At 39.7% G+C, this 20,855-nt stretch carries 19 protein-coding genes; 7 read left to right on the top strand and 12 right to left on the bottom strand.

Annotated features, from left to right (window positions below; translation table 11 throughout):
- Positions 1-66: 66 nt before the first annotated feature.
- Positions 67-1,101: an AraC-like transcriptional regulator QhpR gene (gene qhpR / locus ACPF64_RS10605; RefSeq protein ID WP_426456133.1), complete on the top strand. Its 1,035-nt coding sequence runs from the start codon at positions 67-69 to the stop codon at positions 1,099-1,101.
- A 154-nt stretch (positions 1,102-1,255) separates the two neighbouring features.
- Here the strand turns inward: qhpR and ACPF64_RS10600 are convergent, their stop codons facing one another.
- Positions 1,256-2,596: an aspartate aminotransferase family protein gene (locus ACPF64_RS10600; RefSeq protein ID WP_426453140.1), complete on the bottom strand. Its 1,341-nt coding sequence runs from the start codon at positions 2,594-2,596 to the stop codon at positions 1,256-1,258.
- A gap of 362 nt (positions 2,597-2,958) precedes the next feature.
- On the bottom strand, positions 2,959-4,149 hold the full coding sequence (locus tag ACPF64_RS10595) for an MFS transporter (protein WP_426453138.1): 1,191 nt from the start codon (positions 4,147-4,149) through the stop codon (positions 2,959-2,961).
- A 103-nt stretch (positions 4,150-4,252) separates the two neighbouring features.
- Between ACPF64_RS10595 and ACPF64_RS10590 the strand changes: the two genes are divergently transcribed.
- The 5 genes from ACPF64_RS10590 to ACPF64_RS10570 all read left to right on the top strand — a co-directional run bounded on the left by ACPF64_RS10590 (position 4,253) and on the right by ACPF64_RS10570 (position 10,191).
- Positions 4,253-5,164, top strand: coding sequence for a LysR family transcriptional regulator (locus ACPF64_RS10590; protein WP_426453136.1), 912 nt, complete (start codon positions 4,253-4,255; stop codon positions 5,162-5,164).
- Positions 5,165-5,437: 273 nt separating this feature from the next.
- Positions 5,438-8,077 carry a DNA mismatch repair protein MutS gene (gene mutS / locus ACPF64_RS10585; protein ID WP_426453134.1) on the top strand — a complete coding sequence of 880 codons (2,640 nt, stop codon included), beginning with the start codon at positions 5,438-5,440 and terminating at the stop codon, positions 8,075-8,077.
- Positions 8,078-8,138: 61 nt separating this feature from the next.
- Positions 8,139-8,669, top strand: a complete 531-nt coding sequence (locus ACPF64_RS10580; protein ID WP_426453132.1) for a GNAT family N-acetyltransferase — start codon at positions 8,139-8,141, stop codon at positions 8,667-8,669.
- A 344-nt stretch (positions 8,670-9,013) separates the two neighbouring features.
- Positions 9,014-9,337: a ferredoxin FdxA gene (gene fdxA / locus ACPF64_RS10575; protein ID WP_003650851.1), complete on the top strand. Its 324-nt coding sequence runs from the start codon at positions 9,014-9,016 to the stop codon at positions 9,335-9,337.
- Positions 9,338-9,468: 131 nt separating this feature from the next.
- Positions 9,469-10,191: a D-Ala-D-Ala carboxypeptidase family metallohydrolase gene (locus tag ACPF64_RS10570; RefSeq protein ID WP_205469555.1), complete on the top strand. Its 723-nt coding sequence runs from the start codon at positions 9,469-9,471 to the stop codon at positions 10,189-10,191.
- A 45-nt stretch (positions 10,192-10,236) separates the two neighbouring features.
- Here the strand turns inward: ACPF64_RS10570 and ACPF64_RS10565 are convergent, their stop codons facing one another.
- Positions 10,237-10,683 carry a GNAT family N-acetyltransferase gene (locus ACPF64_RS10565; RefSeq protein ID WP_426453129.1) on the bottom strand — a complete coding sequence of 149 codons (447 nt, stop codon included), beginning with the start codon at positions 10,681-10,683 and terminating at the stop codon, positions 10,237-10,239.
- Between the two features lie 198 nt (positions 10,684-10,881).
- Here ACPF64_RS10565 and ACPF64_RS10560 point away from each other — a divergent pair, with 198 nt between their 5' ends.
- The gene (locus ACPF64_RS10560) at positions 10,882-11,550 is read left to right on the top strand and encodes an O-methyltransferase (RefSeq protein ID WP_056478888.1); all 669 of its coding nucleotides are present in this window, start codon (positions 10,882-10,884) and stop codon (positions 11,548-11,550) included.
- Between the two features lie 116 nt (positions 11,551-11,666).
- Here ACPF64_RS10560 and ACPF64_RS10555 read toward each other — a convergent pair whose 3' ends face one another.
- The 9 genes from ACPF64_RS10555 to lptC all read right to left on the bottom strand — a co-directional run bounded on the left by ACPF64_RS10555 (position 11,667) and on the right by lptC (position 20,854).
- Positions 11,667-12,509 carry a universal stress protein gene (locus tag ACPF64_RS10555; RefSeq protein ID WP_045435836.1) on the bottom strand — a complete coding sequence of 281 codons (843 nt, stop codon included), beginning with the start codon at positions 12,507-12,509 and terminating at the stop codon, positions 11,667-11,669.
- A 155-nt stretch (positions 12,510-12,664) separates the two neighbouring features.
- Entirely contained in the window at positions 12,665-13,276 is a 612-nt protein-coding gene (locus ACPF64_RS10550) for a chloramphenicol acetyltransferase CAT (RefSeq protein ID WP_045435838.1), read from the bottom strand.
- On the bottom strand, positions 13,269-13,868 hold the full coding sequence (locus ACPF64_RS10545) for an IMPACT family protein (RefSeq protein WP_009388838.1): 600 nt from the start codon (positions 13,866-13,868) through the stop codon (positions 13,269-13,271). Before ACPF64_RS10545 ends, ACPF64_RS10550 begins: the two co-directional genes overlap by 8 nt.
- Before the next feature lie 92 nt (positions 13,869-13,960).
- Complete coding sequence (locus ACPF64_RS10540) at positions 13,961-15,157, bottom strand: HlyD family type I secretion periplasmic adaptor subunit (RefSeq protein ID WP_426453126.1); 1,197 nt, start codon at positions 15,155-15,157, stop codon at positions 13,961-13,963.
- Positions 15,154-17,292 (bottom strand): type I secretion system permease/ATPase, encoded by a 2,139-nt coding sequence (locus tag ACPF64_RS10535; RefSeq protein WP_198496163.1) that lies wholly within the window; start codon positions 17,290-17,292, stop codon positions 15,154-15,156. The genes ACPF64_RS10540 and ACPF64_RS10535 overlap by 4 nt, the downstream gene beginning before the upstream one ends.
- Positions 17,289-18,755, bottom strand: a complete 1,467-nt coding sequence (locus ACPF64_RS10530; protein WP_045435869.1) for a TolC family protein — start codon at positions 18,753-18,755, stop codon at positions 17,289-17,291. The genes ACPF64_RS10535 and ACPF64_RS10530 overlap by 4 nt, the downstream gene beginning before the upstream one ends.
- 272 nt (positions 18,756-19,027) lie before the next feature.
- A complete protein-coding gene (gene lptB, locus ACPF64_RS10525; protein WP_003650837.1) occupies positions 19,028-19,774 on the bottom strand; it encodes an LPS export ABC transporter ATP-binding protein in 747 nt (248 codons plus the stop codon).
- Entirely contained in the window at positions 19,774-20,322 is a 549-nt protein-coding gene (lptA, locus tag ACPF64_RS10520; RefSeq protein WP_419295951.1) for a lipopolysaccharide transport periplasmic protein LptA, read from the bottom strand. The genes lptB and lptA overlap by 1 nt, the downstream gene beginning before the upstream one ends.
- Positions 20,306-20,854, bottom strand: a complete 549-nt coding sequence (gene lptC / locus ACPF64_RS10515) for an LPS export ABC transporter periplasmic protein LptC (protein ID WP_198078823.1) — start codon at positions 20,852-20,854, stop codon at positions 20,306-20,308. The genes lptA and lptC overlap by 17 nt, the downstream gene beginning before the upstream one ends.
- Position 20,855: the final 1 nt, after the last annotated feature.

Raw genomic sequence — 20,855 nt, 5'->3', positions numbered from 1 at the left:
AGTAAAAACTGGTATGGCTTTTGCTTAATATAAGAATAGTTAGGAATAAATATCATGAGACTTGACATGTTACATCTCAACCCAGCTCATCTTGTCGATTCAAATATGTGTAATCAAGGTGTATTGTCTGCAGCTGCCTCTGGATTAAGCGAGTTTATTCGTCAAAAAGGTGCAGATGTTGATCGTGTTTTAGGAATTAGTGGTATTAATCCTGAACTTTTAATTAGCCCAACATTGAGCTTACAACTCCCCAATTATTGCAAGGTGCTAGAACAGGCAGCACTGGTTTCAGGTTGTGATAATTTTGGCCTGCATTATGGTCAACAGTTTCAACCGAAATCATTAGGGCTCATTGGGTACATTGGTCTTTGTTCAAACACATTAGAGTCTGCACTCATGAACATGACCAATAACTTTTATTTGCATCAGAAAGATACACTCAATCGAATGGTCGATTTGGGAGATAGCTGGCGCATAGATTATCAAGTTCAACACGGCGCGATTTTAACTCGCCGCCAAGATGCAGAACTGACCATGGGCATGTTTATGAACGTGATTCGTGAAGTAATGGGCCCTCATTATTCACCACGCGCGATTCACTTTGAGCATACTCGACCTGAATTCTGGCAAGAACACAGCAAATTATTTAATGCGCCTGTTTATTTTGACCAACCTTTTAACTCTATCATCATTTCAAAAAAAGACGTCCAGCATACTATGCCGGGGCGTGATTCTATTTTGTTAACAGTGATTCTAGATACATTGCACCTACTCAATCGCGCTTCACCAAGTCAATGTCTTGCAGATCAAGTTCGCTCTCACATCCAGCTTGAACTGAGTGAAGGTGAACCAAACCTTGAAAAAATTGCTCATGATATTGGTTTAACGAGTTGCACCCTTACCCGCCGTTTAAAAAATGAAGGACTGACCTTTACCCATTTAGTTGATCAGGTTCGTTGTGACTTGGCCGAACATTATATTAAACAGAAAAATATTCCAATTTCAGAAATGGCATTCTTATTAGGTTATTCAGAAGTAAGTGCTCTATCACGTGCATTTAAACGCTGGTTTGGTGTTACACCACGTCAATTAAGACACTAAAACATCGCAAATACAGGCCTTGAATAAAGGCCTTTTTATTATTTAAGTAATTCGAGATATCTTCTAAAGACACATAAGATAATTACACAACAAAATACCCCTCAAATTAGATTTAACATCCAACTTGAAGGGTATTTTTTATATTTAAAGTGACTTACTTTAATTTTGTTAAGGCTTGATCCAAAGCACCGACTAACCAATCGATATCTTTTGTTTGGAAAGCCAAAGGTGGGCGCAGTTTTAATACGTTGCCATAAGGACCTGCAACTGAGGTTAAAACTCGATGAGTATTTCTGAGTTCCTCAATAAGGTTCAAAGCCAATGCTTTATTCGGCTCTTTTGTCGCTCTATCTTTAACCAGTTCAAATCCTATAAATAGACCAGCGCCACGGACATCACCCACCATCTCATGTTTGTCCATAAGTTTAGTGAGTTCTTTTAGAAGTAGCCCTCCCACATATTTACTATGGGTTTGTAATTCTTCTTCCTGAATGACTTTAAGTACAGCCTGTGCCGCTGCCATAGAAACAGGATTACCGCCAAAGGTATTAAAATATGGAATTTTATCGCTAAAAGCAGCGAGGACTTCACTCTTGGCTAAAAGCCCTGACACAGGAACTCCGTTACCCATTGGTTTACCTGTGGTAATGATATCAGGCACAACATTGTGGCGACCAAAGCCCCAGAAAGAATCGCCAGTGCGCGCGAAACCCGGTTGTACTTCATCAGCAATAAAGATACCGCCATTGGCATGCACGACATCAACCGCTTTTTGTAAGAACCCAACAGGATTAGGCATTACACCGTCAGAAGAAAATATTGAGTCCGCTAAAAAACCTGCAAACTTAATTCCTTTTGCATTCATATCATCAATTTGTTGCTGGATCTGCTGTGCGAACCATGTGCCTAAATCATCAGTTTGTATCCGATAATAATCAGGTGCTGGAACTAGGCGAGTTGTATCATCTAAAGGCTGCTCAGTTCCAAGTGCTGGAGAGCACCCTGACGTTAAGCTACTGGTGCCATGATACGACTCTTGAGACACAATAATTCCTGTACCGCCGCTATATTCACGTGCAATACGAATCGCTAAATCATTCGCTTCCGAACCTGTACACATATACATTGCACGGTCAATTTCATCAGGAGTAGTCTGTAAGAGTTCTTCGGTATAATCCAAAATATTTTCATGTAAATAACGGGTATGTGTATTGAGCATTTTCATTTGCTCATTTACTGCTTCAATCACCGCTGGATGACAATGTCCGATACTGGCAACATTGTTGTAGACATCTAGATATTGATGACCTGCTGCATCCCATAAATATTGCCCCTGACCTTTCACCAGATGCACGGGATTACGATAAAACAAGCGATAGGATTCACCTAAAATTTTATTTCTTTTATCGGTCAGTTTGCGGGTAGCATGATCCAGCTCAGCAGCATGTTCTGGACGAAAGCTATTGGTATCCATAATGGTTGAACGCGTACCCATGAATGACTCCTCTATTTATATTCAGCATACTTTTGCGCGAGACGATGACTCACATAGGCAACTCATACGCTGATTCGAAATATTTCAGTATTTGATTGAAGTTACGCAAACCATATTGCTTAAGTATCTTTAAAAAAACTTGACCTCAGACCACTTAAGCCACGATTTGAAGTCAACTCATTGGTCTTATATTCCTTGATATAATTCTTCCAATAAATAAATATTTGACCTTCAAGATTTATGTACCAGAACGTATAAAGATAATTTCACGAAAATGTAGTCTTCAAGTCAGTAATGAGCCAAAGGCCAGAATCTTTTTAGTCATCATCCTTTTAATGGATCGAAAAATAACAACTTTAGAGTTACGTTGGATCAAAACGTTTAGCCAGTTTCTTTTGCAGAATAATAACGAGAATTGGGAATCCTGCTGCGGAAATTGCACATATCATCAGTAACTTGTTTGCATTCTTTGGTGTCATATCATGATCAGGTAATAGAAAAGCAGACAGAAAAAATGCGATGGTTGTAACCAGATACATGATTGAGGTCTGTAATGAAGAAAATCCAGCTCGTTGCCTATCATCAGGAAACTGAATCGAAACCACCGAAGATGACACCAAACGACTGTAAGATGCGCCTAGAAATAAAGTAATAAATAACGTTGCATACTGATAGCCTAGAATTGGTATCAGCAAACTCAATATAAAGACGATGGTAGAACCTGTAGCCAGTATCAAAGCAGAAAAACGGGAGGTTAACGCCCCTGTGATTTTTGTAGACAGATAACCTATAACGCCCCCGCTGAAGAAGAGCCAAGGCAGTAGATCTTGCGAAGCGCCCAACTGCAGTATCATTAATGGCGCCAGAATAGGAATGACCAGCATAGGACTAAACTGTACAAGCGCATTACTCGAAGCGAACAGTAAAGTATCCATATCGAGAGGCAGCGCACGAAGCGTATCTAAAGAGACGGAGTCTTGGGGTATGATGGATACAATCAATGGCAATGCCAACACACACAATGCACTTATTAGCCACAAAGCTACATGCCAACCATAATGGGTACACAGAAATAATATCGTGGGCATTCCCACAATGCTTACTATCGAAAATGACGCAATCACCGTCGCCAACATTTTTCCCCGTAAATTAGGCGGTGCGTTGTTTATTAATATACTTATACCCACACCCATGGTCGTACCGCCAACCAGCCCTGCACAAAATCGAAGTGCAAGTAGAAGACTAAAACTGGATGTGAATGTAGTCAAAAGTGTTAGTAGGCCTAACAGCGCCATATTGATAATTAAAAAACGCTTTTTATTGAAATGATCAATCCAGTAGAAAGCAATAATTCCAGAAAGAACGGCGCCAAGTGTGTACATACCCGACACATAACCTGAGAACGATACAGGCACTGCGAAATCTGTTGCCATAAAAACAAAAACAGGATTGAACACCATATATTCCAGTGCATTCGTGAACTGAACAAAAGCAATTACAATGGCTATCCGCATGAGAGATTTATGATTAAATGTCTGCGTGACCGGAGGCATAGCAAGCAACCTATGGATGAAAGATATCCAAGTTTAACTACTATCAATGGTGTTTATTATATGGTAAAAATGACGCTTATTATTATCAAATATGGGATAATTGATGCGTCCAGCTCTGGATTTTAATACCCTGAAAGTGTTCATTGCGGTGGTTGAAAGAGAAAGTTTTGTTGGGGCATCGAAAATCCTTGAAATGCCGACATCAAATGTTAGTCGCTGTATTTCTCAGTTAGAAGAAAAACTGGATCTTCAGCTCATTGAGCGTAGCACTCGACATATGAAACTCACTCAGGCGGGGCAGCTACTCTATACCCGAGCAAAGCCATTACTGGAGGTGCTTGAGCAAACTGAGACAGAGTTAACGTTGCGGCAAATGCAACTCAAGGGTCCATTACGTATCTGTATTCCCAATGAAATAGGTCCTGCATTGCTGGGTTCTGTTATTGCCAATTTCGCCTTTCAGTACCCAGACCTAGAGATCAGCTGTATCACAAATTTGTCAGGTTTCGAATCTCTGCGTGATGATCTGGATTTAGCTATCATTATTACCCGCGGTCAGATGGATAACAGTGACTACATCGCCCGTCATTTGGTGACTATCCCTTGCACCATTGTTGCAGCCCCCTCCGTCATTCAGCGTTATGGTACCCCGACTCATATCCAGCAATTTGAAGAATTACCCTGTATTACAACGGTAAGTGCACTCAAAGGTGCTCCCTGGCAATTTGTGAATAAAAAGGGGGAATTCGAGACCATCAAGGTTAAAGGGCATTATCGAGTAAACAGCGGAGAGATGGCAGGACAAGCTGCGATATCAGGTGTCGGTTTTGCAATTCTATCCAAACAAGCCTGCCAACCCTACATTAGCGATGGACGGTTAATCGAGGTTGAGTTTGAACAATCGGCAGCGCCATTGCAATTGTTCGCACTTTATTCAAATCGCCGTTACTTACCCGCTAAAACAAGAGCACTTATTGATTTCATACAGCAGAAATTGAGTGATAGTTTGAGCTGATAAGGCCACTTTCTTTTTGCTGTTTATTTCCTCGCTCATTTTAGGAATCCTTTTTGTCAATTAGTCTCAATTTGTTAAGATAGCAACCGTGAAAAATTAAGTTAAGTTCTCACACACTGTTAACTCAATATTGACACTAAAAAAGGTACACTACAAAGGTATACTTTTTTCTTAGATTAAGTCAGATTTACACAGAAGTTGTTAGAATTGGTTCGACAACCAAACTTTCAAAGTTAACTTATTTATTATTGATTTTTTAAGGGTTTAATACGCATGAATAGCGCTGAAATCATGGCTGACTTATCTTCTCATACACCTATGATGCAGCAATATCTCAAAGTCAAAACGGACTATCAACATGCGTTGCTGTTTTATCGTATGGGTGACTTTTATGAACTCTTCTTTGAAGATGCTCATTTAGCAGCCAAACTTTTAGGCATCACCTTAACCCATCGTGGTAAAGCGAGTGGGCGACCTATTCCAATGGCGGGTGTTCCCTATCATGCGGCAGAAGGTTATCTTGCACGTCTTGTCAAAGCTGGGCGCACTGTAGCCATTTGCGAACAAGTTGGAGAAGTGACAGGTAAAGGTCCGGTTGATCGTAAAGTTGTTCGTATTCTTACTCCGGGTACGTTAACTGATGATGCATTACTCAGCAGTTATCAATCATCCAATCTAGTTTCATTATGCATCCATCAAAATCAGATTGGTTTTGCTTTACTCGACTTAAGTGCAGGCATTTTTAAAGTTCAACAACAAGATTACAAGCCAGAACAATTGCCTATCGAACTTGCGCGTTTAATGCCAAGTGAAATCTTGATTGATGAAGACTTGGTCGACACGAATATTATCGAACAAATTAAAAAGCACTTAGATTGTCCCGTTACCAAACGCCCGAATGTAGACTTCAATCAAAATAATGCACAAAAAACCTTATGTGACCAGTTTACGGTATCAACGCTTTCAGGCTTTGGTTTAGACCCATTGCCTTTAGCCAAAGCTGCCGCCGCTGCACTCATTCACTATGCAAAAGAAACACAAAAAACTGCATTACCACATATTCGTTCAATTCAACTTGAACAAAGCACAGACTTTATTGCGCTTGACCCAATCACACGTCGTAACTTAGAAATTATTGAACCATTATTTGAACATGGAACATCATTATTCCAACTGGTAAATGATTGCCAAACTGCAATGGGCGGACGCTTATTAAGCCGTACACTCATGCAACCTGTTCGTGATACCGCATTACTCGATGCTCGTTTAGATGCCATTGAGCAACTCATTCAAGGATATCATGAAAGCCCAGTTCGTTTAGTCCTTAAAGAAATTGGTGATATTGAGCGTGTGCTTAGTCGTGTTGCACTGGGCAGTGCGCGACCACGCGATTTAGTGCAACTTCGTCATGCATGTGCACAAATTCCAGCGTTAAGAACGGCATTAACTCCAGTCATTCAAGCGAAAAAATCCAAACTATTAGTTCAACTTGATCAAGAACTTGGTGATTTTAAAGCGCTTCATCAACATTTGATGGCTGCCATTGTTGAAAACCCACCTGTATTACTTCGTGATGGCAATGTAATTGCAGAAGGCTACGATGCGGATCTCGATGAATTACGCCAAATTCGCGATCATGCAGGTCAATTCCTCATTGATTTAGAAATTAAAGAGCGTGAACGTACAGGCATTAACACACTTAAAATCGGTTATAACCGTGTAAGTGGTTACTACATCGAACTGACTCGTGCCCAAGCAGAACAAGCTCCAGCCGACTATATCCGTCGCCAAACTTTAAAAAATGCTGAACGCTACATTACCCCTGAGTTAAAAAGTTTTGAAGATAAAGTTCTGTCGAGTGAGTCGCGTGCATTAGCACGTGAAAAAGCATTATTCGAAGCTTTACTTGAAAACCTTCGCGAAAATATTGCTCATCTCCAAATGATGAGTTCAGCAATTGCTCAAATTGATGTGGTTGCTAACTTTGCTCATCAAGCACGCTTAAACAATTGGGCGCGTCCTGAATTTACCCCAGAAACGGGCATTAAAATTCAGGCAGGCCGTCACCCTGTAGTTGAAGCATTAAACAAAGCACCATTTACACCAAATGATACTTTTCTTGATAGCCAACATCGCATGGCAATCATTACTGGCCCAAACATGGGCGGTAAATCAACATTCATGCGTCAAACGGCATTAATTAGTTTATTGGCTTACTGCGGCAGTTATATTCCAGCCAGAGCAGCCAAACTCGGTCCAATCGATCGTATTTTCACTCGTATTGGTTCAGCCGACGATTTATCTACAGGCAAATCGACCTTTATGGTTGAAATGACAGAAACCTCTCAAATTCTGCATCATGCAACTAATCAATCTCTTGTTTTGATGGATGAAGTTGGCCGCGGAACCAGTACCTATGATGGCTTGTCTTTAGCATGGGCATGCGTGGTTGATTTAACGAAGCGCGTAAAATGTTTATGTCTATTTGCCACGCATTATTTCGAGTTGACTGAACTTGGTGGTGAAGCAGGAATTGATAACTACCATGTCACGGCGCAAGAGCTTAACGGCAACCTGATTTTATTACATAAGGTTCAGCAAGGCCCTGCAAGTCAAAGTCATGGTTTACAGGTCGCAAAATTAGCTGGTATTCCTGCCAATGTGATTAAAGAAGCTCAAAAACGTTTACGTATTTTAGAGAAACAGCAGCAGCAACATCTACAAACAAGCTTTCAAAATGATTTGTTTGCGCCACCAGATGCGAACGCTGGTTCACAAGTCATAGAGAAAGTTGTCGAAATAGAGGTTTCATCCCCTGCTCTAGATTTACTTAAACAAATTGAAGTCGATAACTTATCACCTCGTCAGGCGCTTGAGCAGCTCTACGAGTTAAAAGCTGCACTAAAATCCTAATAAATCACGTCTGAATAAGCAGGCTTAGGTCTGCTTATTCATCTCGGAGAATAATATTTATATGATCTTAAGATCTTTGCAATATTCAGAAATCGATCTTATTTGGCAGCAAATTAGCCGCCGTGAGCTAATTACTCAAAACTACATACAAAAACAGCAACATCTAGAATTAGTTGATTGTTTTTTTGATGTACAACATTGGGACTCATATCATTTAGAAAATGACCCACCTAAACTGAAACAGCTCTTTGAACAAGGTTCAATATTTGTCGGCGCATTTGATGCTTCTGAAAAACTGGTTGGTGTGAGCGTAGTCTCAAATCAACTTATAGCGGATTACCCTCACGCGAAATTACTCCACTACTTCTATGTCGATGCAGATCATCAAGGTAAAGGCATTGGTGCCAAACTTATGCAAGCTGCAAAAGAGTCCGCCAAACAACTCGGTGCAAATCAACTGTATATTTCAGCAACCCCAAGTCGACGCACTGTAGATTTCTATATTAAGCATAGCGCACAACCATTAAGTGTCCCAGATCAACGACTTTGGCAATTAGAACCTGAAGATATCCATTTGCTCTGTACCCTTTAGTTCTACAGATTTAAGTGATTTTCAACAAAAAAAGCAGAAAATCAAAATTTGTAAAAGAAAAATGAGAAATTAAGACATTTAATAAAATTGATGGCTTGACTTAAATGACATCTGAATATTTAAAGGAAATATTTTTTAAGTAATTGTTTTATAAAATATATTATTATTTTGATTTTATAAACTAACACATCTTAAGGATGGAAGATCCGTTTGATTATCAACGTATTAACTTATCTTCATATGCATGAATAAAGAATATCAATAAAAGCAATTGTTTGTTTACCCCTTTTTTGCCTAAAATAAGCTATTCGAAATGAAACCATATTTTTTAGGTAGCTGTCGCCATGACCTTTGTTGTCACTGAAAATTGTATTAAATGTAAATACCAAGATTGCGTAGAAGTTTGTCCTGTAGACTGTTTTTACGAAGGTCCGAATTTCCTAGTGATCAATCCGGATGAATGTATTGACTGTGCATTATGTGAACCAGAGTGCCCGGCAAATGCAATTTTCTCTGAAGATGAGTTACCAGAAGGTCAAGAAGTGTTTATTGAGCTCAATGCTGACCTTTCTCAAAAATGGCCTAACATTACTCAAATTGGTGATCAACCGGCTGACCGTGAAGAATGGAACGGCAAACCTGATAAATTACAATATCTTGAAAAGTAATTTCAAAAAAGATCAGCAACCGCTGATCTTTTTTTATATCCTATTCAAACATTTCATTGCAAATTCCTCGTAATTTGTGCACTGTTTTGCATTAAAATAGCCGCAATATTTATAAGTGCTTAATTTTTCTTATGCGGAAGTTTTTGCAGAGTATGGTGCCCTTATGCATAATCCCAGCGGTTATGGTAGGTTGTGTCAGCTCTCCCCAACACACAACAACAGGCAAAACCTCTCCAAGTGGTAAACGAATCTTTATTCCACAAGAGCGCGTTATTATCGAGCGCCCGATTCCCCCTAAAGTTGAGCCTACATCTTATCGAAGCTGGTTAGGTTCGGGTGAAAATTACGAACGTGTTCGTGAATACGAAAAATTCTTAACCCGAAATAATGTCGCGGGCATTGTGCCAAGTTTTGAGTTATTACGTTCAGCACGCGATTGGCAAAAATGTGGGCGTTCAGAATATGCTGTGCCTAATCGCGAACTTTGGGGAAATTCTTTATCGACCCTACGCGTATTTAAATATTTAGTTGCGTCAAAAGTTCTAACCGATTTTGAGGTAACCTCGGTTTATCGAGATTTACCTTTAAATGAATGTGCTGGTGGCGCAAGCTCTTCTAAGCATTTATTTAACTCTGCAATTGATTTCCGTATTGGTCCTGAGTTCCCTCAAGCTCAAGATTATGCATTTATTGAAAATACCAAATTTAAACTCTGTCAATTCTGGGCTCAGCATGGTCAAAGCTTAAATATGGGTATTGGTTTATATAGCTCCGGACAAATTCATATTGATACTCAAGGCTATCGTACTTGGGGACCTGATTTAACTCGAAGCAGTTCGATGTGTAATTTTTAAATTAAAAAACTCCTTTCAATCGAAAGGAGTTTTCACTTAACCCCATTACAAACGTTTGGCTAAAGAGATGAGTTTTGAGCGGTTTTTAAAGCCGTGCTTTTTATAAAAATCTTCGGAAATAGATGCTCTTAACGTGTGCAGAACAATGGTTTCTATATTATTTTCTCTACACTTTCCTTCTATATACTTTAAAAGCTTAGAGCCAACTCCTTTTCCCTGATATTGGGGATGAATAAAAAAATCATCTAGATAATAACGAAGTCCTTGTATAGTTGGATGAATATGCCCCATTCCCACACCAATTAATTGGTTTCCCCATTTTGCACAAAAGCCAAAAGAAGATGAATATTGAAAATATCTCTCAAAATATTTTCTAATTGGTTCTAAATCATCAAACTTCTCATTCCATGGCTCATTACTAAAAGCTGAACAATAAACCTCAATCCCCTCTTCAAAATCTACACTTGTGAAAGCGCACAACGTAATTCTCATTTATACATCCCTAACTACACATTGATAAAAATAAGCAAGAAATGAACCTTTTTATACTCCTTGTTTAATTTGAGTTGGTAACTCAGAAAAAGTAATTTGCTCATTCACTAATCAACCAAAATTTCTTCAAACGAAGATTTTTGCACTCTAGGCATAAACGTTTAAAATACCCCTATCAACATATAGGTAAATTTGATTATGCAGCAGATGTGGACAGACATTGACGAATATATCGATTCACATTTAATTCCCGAAGACCCGCGACTCGAATATGCATTAAAAAATACCGACGAACACGGCTTCTCAAATCATCTTGCAGTGGCTCCTAACCAAGGAATGTTCTTGCAGATGCTTATTCAAATGAATAAATGTAAACGAGTTTTAGAAATTGGAACCTTTGCTGCATACAGTACAATTTGGTTAGGCCGTGCGTTACCTGAAGATGGTTATTTACTCACAATAGAAGGCCGTGACACTCACGCAGAAATGGCACAAAAAAACATCGACCATGCAAATCTTCCTGTAAAAGTTGAACTTAAAACTGGCCGTGCAGCAGATATTCTTTCTGAGATTGATCCTCAATCTATCGAGCCTTTTGATTTTATTTTCATTGATGCAGATAAACAGGGCTACCCAGAATATTTAGAATTGAGCCTGAAATTTTCCAGATCAGGTACAATTATTGTGCTTGATAATGTGATTCGCGCAGGTGATATTTTAAATCCAGACAATAAAAAACCAAGTATTGAAGGCATCCGTGAAATGTTTAAAGCCCTCGAAAACCATCCACAAATCTTGTCGTGTACAGCATTACAAACAGTTGGCTCAAAAGGCCATGATGGCTTCGCAATTGCAATTGTGAAATAATGGTTAAAAAATCGTCTTTTTTATTTTATTATTTATAATCAATAAATTACTTTTATTACAGTTGCTTTTCCATATAGTTATCCACAAGATTTGCGGATAACTATATGCAAATCTTATTATTTAGCTACCAACAATGGCACAGTCGCGTTTCGAAATATGGTTGTAGCAATACTACCCAAGAAGAACTGATGAATTTTGCTATGACTAAATGCACCTAGCACAATGATTTGAATACCATGTTCTTGTTGGTACTCTAAAATATTTTGTGCAACATCACCATAGCGATATACGGTCACTACATCTATACCCGCTTGTTTAAGGTAATGCTCAGGTTCATTGAGTACTTCTGGATGATCGCCAACATAAACCAAATGACATTGCAGTGTTCGTAATAAATCACTTTGAGCAATGCGGCGCATCATTTTTTGACAAGTTGGTGAATATTCATAGGCGAAAATAAATCGTGTCGGTATTTTAAAGTTTTCACCAATGGTCAAAACAGTACAGTTGGCTCCACGAATAAAGTTTTCAACATTACTACCAATTGGTTTCTGTTTTTCGGCAGCTCTTTCCCCAACTCGACCTAAAATTACGATGTCATTTTCATGCAAGAGATTAAAACTTTGCTCTAAAAAATCACCTTTTTCTTGAATTTTTGAACATGTAATATCGTGTTTTTCTTTAATAAGATCAGAAATATGACGGAGTAAATTATTGCTATAGTCTAAAGCGAGTTCACTTTGTTTTTGTTCCAACTCAGCTAACTCTTTTAGCAGCATTGCATTGCTTTCAAAGCCAATTACGCCACTAATTTCACCAAGATGATAACTTGCAGGGTAATAGTCTAGAATTTGTAATAATACAAGTTCTCGTCCGGTTGCTTTAGCAACCCATGCTGCTGCATCGGCAATAGCATTAATACACGGTGATGAGTCAATACACGCAATAACACGGTTCATGTCAGCCTCTCTTCTTCAGGTCTTTTGCCTTGGAGATTATTCTTAAAACTTAGCTTTAACTTAACATAGATAAAAATTGGTATGTTAAGGTTTATGTATAAAAATCAACTTTTTTGTTTAAAGATCAAACATCTTATTACATTCTTGAGACTGAATTATTCCCTTAAACGAAGAAATTTTGCGGGATTGCCACCTACAATATGGTACGGTTCCACATCTTTGGTCACCATGCTATTCATGCCGACCACAGCATGCTTACCTATTTTAATACCATCTTTAATACCCACATGTGCACCCAACCAAACGTCCTGCTCAATTTCAATTCCTTTAGAGGTGACAGGTTGCTGGTAAAGTGGACGATCTAACTGCATACCATGATCAAATGCATATAAGTGGCAATATGCAGCAATACGGACCTGATCATGCAACTTTATGCCGGCTCGCCCCCCATCTAAAATACAATGATGATTTATCGCGACCTCATTACCTATTTCAAGGGGTCCATGCAAACTGCAATCTGCTGCAATAAAACAATTATCACCAATAATAATTTTTCGTCCCGGTTCAGCAAAAATGTGAGCTAAGGGCGAGATAAAACAGTTTTTACCAATCTCAACTGTTTCCATCTCCATCAAATAAGCCTGATATTCTTGTTGCCACTCTTCGGCCCAAACACGATTTTTAGGTTTTAAAGTCCAATATAGCCATGGCATATAATTTAAACGGTGCTTATGTTGTTCCCGATATTTGAGTAAGGAATCAGTCATCAGTCAATTCCTCTTCAATTTTTAACTCTTCACGGCCACGCGTTACATCTCTGAGTTTTAAGGCAAGTGGCTCAATTTGATGTATTTGTAGTCTTGCTTCGATATCTACACCCGTTGCAGTATAGGTTTCCTGATATTCAATTTGTTGTTGAGTAAGCTCATATTGAAATATGGCCCATTCATTAAAGTGACAAGAAAAGTAAATCGTTTTCTTTGCAATAAGTTCAATACGCTCAGCCAATAGCAAACATTGCCCAGCACAACCACCATATGCTCTTACAAGACCGCCTGTACCTAGCTTTATTCCACCATACCAGCGGTTAACCATCACAATGATATTCGTCAGGTCATTCCCTTCAATGGTTGCCAAGATTGGACGACCTGCTGTTCCTGAGGGTTCGCCATCATCGTTAAAGCGAACATTATGCCCAATTTTCCATGCCCAGCATTGATGAGTTGTCGAGATATCTTTGTTTTGTTCTAAAAATTCTTTAACTTGCTGTTCATTTTCTACTGGTGCAGCGATAGCTTGAAATCTACTTTTTTTAATTTCTTCTTCAAACGTAATGGGTGATGCAATCGTAAAAGCCATAAATTAAATAAAGCATAATAAAAATCAAATTATAACGTGAATTTAATAGAATCAAACCCATAAAAAAAGCCCCGAATCTCGGGGCTTTTTTATTATCTTTCTCGTAACGCTTCTTTGGCTTTATTGAATGGTTTAAGTAAGTAATCCAGTACCGTCTTTTCACCCGTACGAATATCTACCGTTGCCACCATACCCGGTGTAATTCCGAAAGCTTTACCTTCTTTATTATAAAGCTTGTCTGAATCGGTTCGGATATAAACACGATAATAGAATTGATCTTGTTTAACTTCATCACGAATTGTGTCTGGGGAAATAACCGTAACCTTACCTTTTAACCCCCCATAAATTGAGTAGTCATAGGCAGTAATCTTAACCAGTGCTTCTTGTCCCGGTCGAATAAACGCAATGTCACGCGGTAAAATACGCGCTTCAATAAGTAGCTGTTCATCTATCGGCACAATGGTCATCAACTTGCCGTTTTGCGGAATAACACCGCCATGGGTGGTAACTGCAATTTCTTTCACAACACCACGTACAGGTGCTTTAAACACTGCGCGATCCAAGCTGTCACTACGACCCAGTACGACTTGTTGTTGCGTTTCAATATCAGTATTGGCTTTAGATAACTCTTCACGAGCCTTAACATAATACTGGTTCTGCGCATCATTCATTTTGTTTCTAAGGTCATTTGCTTCGCGACGTAAACGTAAAACTTCAACCTCACTGGCCGCGCCTTTAGCAACTAACGGTTCGGTCATTGCCAGTTCTTGTTGTACCAATTGCAAAGCTTGCTTTAAACCCGAGAGTGTTTGCTCAAGATCAGCCCGACGTGAGCGATATAATGCAGTTTCTTCATGTACAAGTTTTGGTTGTTTCAGCACCATTTCTGGAAAAACCAAAGGTGTGCCGTTTACCTCTGCACGTAAGCGTGCTGAAGTTGCCTGAGCGGAGATCAGTAAAGATCTTGACTCACCAACATTCGATGCAAAACGGGTTGGATCTAATTGCGCAAGAATTTCGCCTTTTTGAACAATGTCGCCTTCTTGTACATTTAGCTTGGTTAAAATACCACCTTCTAAGGACTGGATGACCTGCTCTTTAGACGATGGAACCACTTTACCTGTGCCGGTAGAGACTTCTTCAAGTTTAAATACCCATGCCCAGATAAAGAAAATAACTAAGCCAATCCCCACAATCCAGATCACTAAGCTGGCACGTGGTAATGGTGGTTCAGTATAAGAGACATTCATTGAACGGGTGAGTTCTTGTTCTTGTTTTGGCTCGCTCATGAATTACCTCCTTGCACTTGTTTTTGTTGGGCTGTTGATTGATTAAGGACCTGATCTCTTGGACCATCCATCACGATTTTGCCGTCGTTAACGACAATGATACGGTCCACCAGTTCTAAAACAGCGCGGCGGTGAGTCGCAACCACTAAGGTTCGATGGGCCAGCCATCCTTTTAAATGATCAATCAGTTGCTTCTCTGCCACATCATCAATCGCAGCTGTTGGTTCATCGAGTAATAAAATATTAGGTTGACGAATCAATAGACGAGCCAATAACAACGCTTGTTTTTGACCACCAGAGAAACCAACCCCACCTTCTAAAATTAGGTGATCGAGTCCTTCTTTTTTCTCTTGGACAAAAGGTAATGCACCCGTTACCACCAAAGCTCGAAGAATCTCTTCATCGGTTGCAAGCGGTGCACCCAAAGTGAGGTTTTCACGAATCGTACCGTAGAAAAGATACGCGTTCTGGTTGAGTAAACCCATATCACGACGTACATCAGATGGGTCAATTAAAGACAGATCTAAGCCATCTAAATGCACTGAACCTTGAGTTGGAACTTGCATGCCAGATAGAAGCTGAAGCAGGGTCGATTTACCTGCCCCATTACGCCCCAGAATTGCAATTTTTTCACCAGCGCGAATTTTTAAATGACGGATTGCCAAACTCGGTCTCGGGTCGTCTTCTCCATATTGGAACAAGGCATTTTTTAATTCGTAGTCGCCATTTAAAGCAGCTTTGTGCACTAGATGTGAACGGTCAGCCTGATCAATCGGACGTTGCATAAGCTCATCTAAGCTTTGTTTTGCAACTTTCGCCTGCTGTAAACGTCCTAGAACGCCTGTAATCTGTGCAATCGGACCTAGCATTCGTGAAGATAAAATTGAACAGGCCACTAACGCACCCGTAGTCATTTCACCATCCATCACCGCAAAACATCCCACCAAAACCACAATCGCATAGGTCAGACCCTGAAGCATTTGAGTCCATGCCATTAAGGTACCGACAATTTTACGTTGTCTCATACCGATATCGGCTGAAACTTCATTCATGTGGTTCCACTGGTTCTGGAAACGCGATTCAGCACGCAACAACTTGATATCTTCGATACCCTGCACCGCTTCAACAAGAATGGCATTACGAATTGATGATTCTCTCATACCCTCTTGTGCGAGTTGCGCTAGCTTTTTCTGTGCCAGAATACCCGGCAAAAGCATAAGTGGCACAACCAGCAACATCACCCAAAACAGTTTCCCGCCAATAATCGCAAAGATGGTCAGGAACAGGAAAAAGAATGGAAAATCGGCAATCGCACTAATGGTGGTAGAGGTTACCAGTTCACGAACACCTTCGAGCTCACGAATCTGCGAAATAAAACTACCGGTAGACTTTGAACGATCTTTATTCTTGATTCTTAAGGCATGACCAAATACGCGGTCAGAAACCCTTAAGTCGGCACGTTTACCGATAATATCGGATAAATATACCCGCGATATACGTAAGGTAAATTCGAAAAGTGCTGCGATGAGTACACCACCAGCCAGCACCCATAAGGTTGGAACAGACTGTGAAGGCACAACGCGGTCATAGACTTGCATTGAGAAAATAATAGTTGCCAGTGCCAAAATATTGGCAATGAGTGAGGCAAACATAATATCAACGTAACGTTTCCAGTCTCTTAGAACAATTGACCAGAACCAGCTTGCTTCATAGGGTTTGATATATTCATCAATACGCGCATCGGGAATAGAGCTTTCAGGACGCAGGATATAGACATTCTTAATGGTATTTTTTAAGACATCTAGGCTTAAATTTTGAGAAAGTCCATGGTCTCCACTAAACTGGATACTGACATTTCCTTGGGTATCGGCTTTATCAATAATACCAACCTGTCCGTCATAAAACTCGACCATAACAGGTAGCCGCCACGGATTCAGCAGCTCTAAAGAAAACGGTACTTTACGCAGATTTAGTCCAACCTGACGTGTAATGAGCTGTAAAACATCATCAAGGTTTTGATTCTGGTTCCAGTCAAGTTGTAAACGGATTCTTTCTTCTGAAGGCTCAATTCGGTAATGTTTAGCAATCGTTAAGACCGCCTGTAACCAGGGCTGGTAGTTTATTTTTGTCATCATGGTTGTACTTCGAACCCCTGAATTGAAATATTATTTAAGTCATAAGCTTGGCGGGAACGTCCTGTTGCCGAGATGTATTGCACAATACTGTTATAGATGTCATAACGTGCGGTTTCGAGTTCTGAATTGGCACTATGAATAGCCTGTTCTGCATTTAATAAATCGACCAATGAACGTGTACCAAGTTTGTACTGCTCTTGATAAAGTTCACGTGTACGAACAGTCGTGGCCTGACGATTGGTCAGTACCTGCATTTGGCGTTGTTTATTTTCAATTTGTTCACGGCTGGTTCTAATCTGATCGAGAACATCCATATAAACTGAATTGACTTTAGACTTTGCAGCTTCTTCTGCATAACTTGCCATTTTGACCTGAGAAGAAACGGCTCCACCTTGATAAAACTGGCTGGTTGCTTCAAGCATGACAGAACTGTACAGACCATCATCTTTATCATTGTTTGGGTTTCTGCCATTAATGGCCTGACTTAAGGAACCTTTGACGGACAAGGTTGGATAACGTGTTAAACGAGTCTGTTCCTTTTGTGCCTTGGCAACTTCAACACTCGCTTGCGCTGCAATCATTTTTGGAATGGTATTGAATTCAGGTTCGCCATATAAATCGGATACTTTCACCAGATCATCTGAAATAATCCAACCTGTTCGCGAGACATCTGCACCCAATAATGTTCTTAAATGTTGTTGGTACTGGCGTAATAATGATTGCTGTGCAATCAAACCAGACTGAGCAGCTTGTAAATAAGACTGAGCTTGAATCGGGTCAGCTTGGCTACTAATACCAGCATTTGCACGTAAATTGGCAATTTCCTGAATACGCTGGATACCCGCAATTTGCTGCTCGGCAATTTTATTTAATTGAAGATAGCGCTGAATATTGATAATCGACTGCGCCACGTCAAGTGCAATATCATCAATGCTGACCAGCACATTGGCCTGTTCAACCTGAACCTTGGCCTGCTCAACATCTACACCTGATTTAACTTTACCAAAATCATAGAGCATTTGAGTCGCATTTAGGGACAATAACTGTCGACCACGCTCACCACTACTCAAATCACCTGTGGTAATACCACCCGAAAGCTGTGGATAATAACCGGCCTTGGCATAATCAATACCCGCATTTTGGCCAGCTAAAGTGGAGATGGCTTGAGAAATATCTGGGTTCCGCTGGATTGCGACTTTCACCGCTTCCTGCAAAGTCATTTTCCTTGATGGCAAATTTGAATAAGATGCAGCTGATCTATCATTGAGTTGAACAGTCGGAAACTCCTGAACTCTAGAATGATCTAACTTAAAATTACTCAACTCTTGCATCTTGGCAACTTTAAATTCATCACTACTTTTAGGGGCAAAAAGTTGTGATAAGTTGTCTTTTAGGGTGTGATATTGCTCACTGGGTTTAGCAGCATATATCACTACAGGTACATGCAACGAAGTTAAAAGCATCAACCCTTTCAGGAAAGCCGGCTTTTTACATGTCCTTTCTACTTTTCTTTGGTTATATCCAATCATGCTTGTCTTGTTGATCTTGTTTGTTATCGTTTAAAAGCTTTTACATTCTACATAGTTTTTTGCACAAAGAAGCATAATTACTTGAATAATTTACACATTACTTTTTCATCAAATAAATATATTAAGTTATTGTTTTTAATAAACAAATATAAAAAACTAAAAAGAGGCATTGACCTCTTTTTAGACAAATAGATTAACTGTTTTATTTAAACTGTAAAATCGTCACCTAAGTAGACTTTACGGACTTGCTCGTTATCCAGAATTTCTTGTGGTGTACCTTCTGCAATGACGGCCCCTTCACTGACAATATATGCACGTTCACAAATTGCCAGAGTTTCACGTACGTTATGGTCAGTAATGAGTACACCGATACCACGATCTTTCAAAGTCTGAATGATATCTTTAATATCTCCAACCGAGATTGGGTCAACGCCGGCAAATGGCTCATCAAGTAACATAAATTTAGGATCAGCAGCCAATGCACGTGCAATTTCAGCACGGCGGCGTTCACCACCAGATACACTCATTCCCAATGAATCTTTAATATGACTGATTTTAAAGTCATTTAATAATTCGGTAAGACGTTGCTGGCGCTGTTGCTTATTTAAATCTTTGCGTGTTTCTAAAATGGACATAATATTTTCAGCAATGGTCAGCTTTCTAAAAATAGAAGCCTCTTGCGGAAGATATCCAATTCCCTTACGTGCCCGTTCATGCATTGCCAAATCGGACATATCAAGATCATCAAGGTGAATTTCACCTTTATCCATACGTACTAGCCCTACAACCATATAGAAGCTTGTTGTTTTTCCTGCACCGTTAGGGCCAAGTAAACCAACAATCTGTCCACTTTGCATACTAAAAGATACGTCTTTGACGACCCAACGCTTACTATAGTTTTTTCCTAAGTGTTTAATACACAAAGTTTGGGGTTGTTGAAGAGCTTGTTGCATTAGTCACGCGCTCCTGGAAAGCTTTTTGAACTTGATGGCGGAATAATAATTTGAACACGATTTGATGATGAGCCTTGAGCTTCAACATCACCTTTATTCATACTATATTTCAATGAGTTACCACGAATGCTTGAACCATCTTGATATAAATATGCACCACCATTCAATGTAATAATGCCCGTATCTGCATTATAAACAATGGTCTGTCCTTCACCACGTGCCACGCCTTTATCAGCACTTATTTGTTGCTGAAATTTAGACGGTCTACCTTTGGCAGTAATCGTTTGGATTTCACGTTTAGAGTTTAGCGTAGCAACAATCGAATCGGCTTGAAGCTTCATCGTACCTTGCTCAATCACGACATTGCCGGTGTAAGTCGTCAAACCAGTTTTTTCGTTATAAGTTGCACGGTCTGCCACGAGTGAAATTTGTTGATTACGGTCAGACGGCAATGCAAAAGTCGAAGCTGATGTTAAAGCAACGAATGTAATAACCGCAGCTTGTTTTAGGAAAGCTGAAGAACGTTTTAAATTAAGACTTTGGTGCATACTTTCCTCGAACATTAAAAAATTCGTACTGACCATTATTCAAATTAGCTTTTAATCCTTTGCTGACAAAGTCGGCTTGTGGAGACTGTACAATCACTTGATGATCAGTCTCAATCTCTCTGGTTTTTGGATAACCAGTTAACTCATCGGTTTTGAATTCAATTTTCCCTTGTGGAGCAAGTTTAGTTGCTACCACATCACCCGATAATATAACTTTACGGTTATCATCATAGCCATTTGCCTGTTTCGCAAAGAACGTTGCATCAACCTTGCCATCTTTATACATAGACGCATTAAGTTGATCCAACTTTGATGTTTTTTGTTGCATATCCTGTTCAAGCTGACGAACTTCAGCACGAATATACAAATTGCCTTGATCATCAGTTTGAGTCAAATGGACGCCCTGCGCCGAATATGTCATATTCTTCGCAGAACCAATGTCTAGTTTTTTTGCTTTGCCACTATAGTAGTAATAACCACCACTTATAGCAGCAATCACTACAGCAACAATAGATAAAACTCTGGTATCCATG

It is taken from the genome of Acinetobacter sp. KB005 (genome assembly GCF_049949095.1).
Classification (GTDB): Bacteria; Pseudomonadota; Gammaproteobacteria; order Pseudomonadales; family Moraxellaceae; genus Acinetobacter; species Acinetobacter calcoaceticus.
Note: the sequence above shows the minus strand (reverse complement) of the source record. Positions and strands in the feature narration are given on the sequence as shown.

Excerpts from the sequence above, each read along its gene's own strand:
- qhpR (WP_426456133.1), top strand. The coding sequence starts at position 67 with ATGTTACATCTCAACCCAGCTCATCTTGTCGATTCAAATATGTGTAAT.
- ACPF64_RS10600 (WP_426453140.1), bottom strand. The coding sequence starts at position 2,596 with ATGGGTACGCGTTCAACCATTATGGATACCAATAGCTTTCGTCCAGAA.
- ACPF64_RS10595 (WP_426453138.1), bottom strand. The coding sequence starts at position 4,149 with ATGCCTCCGGTCACGCAGACATTTAATCATAAATCTCTCATGCGGATA.
- ACPF64_RS10590 (WP_426453136.1), top strand. The coding sequence starts at position 4,253 with ATGCGTCCAGCTCTGGATTTTAATACCCTGAAAGTGTTCATTGCGGTG.
- mutS (WP_426453134.1), top strand. The coding sequence starts at position 5,438 with ATGAATAGCGCTGAAATCATGGCTGACTTATCTTCTCATACACCTATG.
- ACPF64_RS10580 (WP_426453132.1), top strand. The coding sequence starts at position 8,139 with ATGATCTTAAGATCTTTGCAATATTCAGAAATCGATCTTATTTGGCAG.
- fdxA (WP_003650851.1), top strand. The coding sequence starts at position 9,014 with ATGACCTTTGTTGTCACTGAAAATTGTATTAAATGTAAATACCAAGAT.
- ACPF64_RS10570 (WP_205469555.1), top strand. The coding sequence starts at position 9,469 with ATGCGGAAGTTTTTGCAGAGTATGGTGCCCTTATGCATAATCCCAGCG.
- ACPF64_RS10565 (WP_426453129.1), bottom strand. The coding sequence starts at position 10,683 with ATGAGAATTACGTTGTGCGCTTTCACAAGTGTAGATTTTGAAGAGGGG.
- ACPF64_RS10560 (WP_056478888.1), top strand. The coding sequence starts at position 10,882 with ATGCAGCAGATGTGGACAGACATTGACGAATATATCGATTCACATTTA.
- ACPF64_RS10555 (WP_045435836.1), bottom strand. The coding sequence starts at position 12,509 with ATGAACCGTGTTATTGCGTGTATTGACTCATCACCGTGTATTAATGCT.
- ACPF64_RS10550 (WP_045435838.1), bottom strand. The coding sequence starts at position 13,276 with ATGACTGATTCCTTACTCAAATATCGGGAACAACATAAGCACCGTTTA.
- ACPF64_RS10545 (WP_009388838.1), bottom strand. The coding sequence starts at position 13,868 with ATGGCTTTTACGATTGCATCACCCATTACGTTTGAAGAAGAAATTAAA.
- ACPF64_RS10540 (WP_426453126.1), bottom strand. The coding sequence starts at position 15,157 with ATGAGCGAGCCAAAACAAGAACAAGAACTCACCCGTTCAATGAATGTC.
- ACPF64_RS10535 (WP_198496163.1), bottom strand. The coding sequence starts at position 17,292 with ATGATGACAAAAATAAACTACCAGCCCTGGTTACAGGCGGTCTTAACG.
- ACPF64_RS10530 (WP_045435869.1), bottom strand. The coding sequence starts at position 18,755 with ATGCTTTTAACTTCGTTGCATGTACCTGTAGTGATATATGCTGCTAAA.
- lptB (WP_003650837.1), bottom strand. The coding sequence starts at position 19,774 with ATGCAACAAGCTCTTCAACAACCCCAAACTTTGTGTATTAAACACTTA.
- lptA (WP_419295951.1), bottom strand. The coding sequence starts at position 20,322 with ATGCACCAAAGTCTTAATTTAAAACGTTCTTCAGCTTTCCTAAAACAA.
- lptC (WP_198078823.1), bottom strand. The coding sequence starts at position 20,854 with ATGGATACCAGAGTTTTATCTATTGTTGCTGTAGTGATTGCTGCTATA.